Source organism: Alphaproteobacteria bacterium, assembly GCA_033762625.1.
GTDB lineage: Bacteria > Pseudomonadota > Alphaproteobacteria > UBA9219 > RGZA01 > RGZA01.
Genome location: JANRLI010000015.1, coordinates 1 through 2,546 on the forward strand (window position 1 = coordinate 1; position 2,546 = coordinate 2,546).

Annotated in this window: 3 protein-coding genes; 2 read left to right on the forward strand and 1 reads right to left on the reverse strand. The window is 50.8% G+C overall.

The window, feature by feature from the left end; genetic code table 11:
- A partial coding sequence (locus SFW65_07665) for a hypothetical protein (protein MDX1922989.1) occupies nt 1-904 on the reverse strand: 904 nt, incomplete at its 3' end.
- Nucleotides 905-1,003: 99 nt separating this feature from the next.
- On the opposite strand from SFW65_07665, the gene SFW65_07670 reads away from it, so the two are divergent.
- Nucleotides 1,004-1,552: a shikimate kinase gene (locus SFW65_07670; GenBank protein MDX1922990.1), complete on the forward strand. Its 549-nt coding sequence runs from the start codon at nt 1,004-1,006 to the stop codon at nt 1,550-1,552.
- Nucleotides 1,549-2,546, forward strand: a 998-nt coding sequence (aroB, locus tag SFW65_07675; protein ID MDX1922991.1) for a 3-dehydroquinate synthase, incomplete at its 3' end; no start/stop codon positions are given. The genes SFW65_07670 and aroB, both read left to right, overlap by 4 nt.

Sequence of the window (2,546 nt, forward strand, 5' to 3'; positions counted from 1 at the left end):
TTTTGCTAACCACATTGGGGTTCAGCGCACGTTCGGCAAGCTCTAAAAATAGTGGATCGCCATCATTTGCTTCGCGCAGTAAATCGAGATGCAAACGTGCGGGTTCTGCATTTCCATTTTTAATATCACACAAAATACTCATCTTTTGTGCAAAGGGGCTCAAATCTTGGGCAAGCTTATCTGCCGAAATTGCACACACATCCGCAAAGCGGCGTTGGCGTATTTCCGTTTCAATAAATGCCTGCCAATCCTGCATTTTAAAGGTGTCCGTGCGCGTGCGGAACAAAGCGAGTGCGCCGCCGCTATCACCGGCGGCCTGCGCCGCCATAATACGTGCATTGAAGTACGATGATGCTAAATCAGCAGGTCCTGATGGCTCATAGGTGCGGCTAAGTGCGGCGACGCGCAGCACATCATTTAAAATGCTATTGCTTGATCCGGCATTCACGCGCTGCGTCGCATTGGTCAATACCGCAATGGCGTCATGATAGGTCAGCGTGCGCCATGCATCCATCGGCAAGCTGCCGCTACGTTCATCGAGCACGCCATAATAAGTAAGCACAGGCGCAGCTAGTTCGCCGCGCTCGACTTTTTCTTCTCTGGTCGGTGCCGCAATAATGGTGGGCGCCATAAGGGGCGCGGATGCAACGGGCGGCGCCGCAATCGGCGCAGGTGTCGTTAGCGGCGAAGTCCCCATCGGTCCTGTTGTAATCACGGCTGGCGGCGTACGTATGATGGGCGGTGGCTCCACTAACTCACTTTCATCCACCTCTTCGCCTTCTTCGTTGTGATTAACCTCATTCTGATAGATCAAATCTTGCGGGCCGCCCCCGTTACGCGCCGCCGCATGAAGCGAACTGGCGAAAAGTGCACACAGCAATACAAGAAAGAAGCGAAGTATCATGAAACCTGAAACTGAAGCGCTGGGGGTGGTAATGGGAATTCGGTTCTCTTATACTAGCACAAGGGTTAAAAATTATGGCAAGCCTATTGGTACTGAAAGATGAATAAAACGATTGTTCCAAAAACCATCGTTCTGGTGGGAATGATGGGCTCGGGCAAAACGGCTCTGGGGCGGCAATTGGCGCTGCGCCTTAATTTGCCGTTTATCGACAGCGATAGCGAAATCGAAAAAGCCACTGGCATGCGCATTGCCCATATTTTCGAAGAACAGGGCGAAGCGGCCTTTCGTGAGATTGAACGCATCAAAATTGCCAAATTATTGGCGGGGGAACCGTGCGTGCTATCAACGGGCGGCGGGGCGGTATTAAACGCTGACACCCGTAAATTAATCGCCCAAACCAGCATTGCCATATGGCTGAAAGCGCGCCTTGAAACCCTGCTGGCGCGCGTTGCCAAGGATAAAAACCGCCCGCTGTTAAAAACCGAAGACCCCGCAACCCGCATGCAACAATTATTGGAAAGTCGCACCCCCTTATATAGTGAGGCACCCATTCACATCGAAACCGATGTAAAAAGCTTTGAAGAAACGGTTGAAGCCATGCTTAATGCCGTGCAAAATCACCCTGCCAATACAGGAACCCCTTCATGAGCCTACTTTCCAATATTCTGCACCCAGATCAGCAAGCGATTAATGTCAATCTCGGCAATCGCAGCTACCCGATTTATGTCGGCGGCGGATTATTGGCCGAAGCCCCGTTCATGATACGCGATACATTTAACACGCCGCGCTGCATTATTATTACCGATAGCCATCTTTCCAAAATCTATGCTGAAAAGTTTCATGCCGGTATGGTTCGCGCCGGCGTGTGCAAAGATGATCCGTTGATTATTCCTGCGGGTGAACAGGCGAAAACTTTTTCGTATCTGTCCTTTATCCTTGACCATCTGTTCCAAAAAAATGTCGATCGTAAAACCATGCTGGTGGCACTGGGCGGCGGCGTGATGGGCGATTTGGTTGGCTTTGCGGCATCCATCGCCATGCGCGGTCTTGATTTCATTCAAATTCCAACAACACTGTTGGCGCAAGTCGATAGTTCAGTGGGCGGTAAAACCGCCATTAATTCGCCGCGTGGCAAAAATCTGATTGGCACATTTCATCAGCCCCGCATGGTGATTGCCGATGTGGATACGTTGAAAACATTGCCTACGCGCGAACTACGTGCTGGCTATGCTGAAATTGTTAAATACGGCTTGATTAGCAGCCCTGAATTTTATGATTGGCTGGAATCCAAGGGTCATAATTTATTGGCGGGCCGTCCTGAAAAACAAATCCGCGCGATTAAAACCTGCTGCGAGATGAAGGCCGCGATTGTCGCCGAAGACGAAAAGGAATCTACTGGCAAACGCGCATTGTTGAATTTCGGCCACACCTTTGGTCACGCATTTGAATTGATGGCAAACTATGATGCCAGCTTGCTGCACGGCGAAGCGGTTGCTATTGGCATGGCGAAAGCGTTTGAACTATCCACGCGCCTTGGTATCTGCCCTGAACGCGATACACTGCGCGTGAAGGAACATCTTGCTGCCGTCAATCTTCCCATATCGCTCAAAGGCCGCAATTGGAATTCCGATAGCATTCTGGC

What these genes read in the sequence shown, in the direction of transcription:
- SFW65_07670 (MDX1922990.1), top strand. Translation starts at nt 1,004, where the DNA reads ATGAATAAAACGATTGTTCCAAAAACCATCGTTCTGGTGGGAATGATG.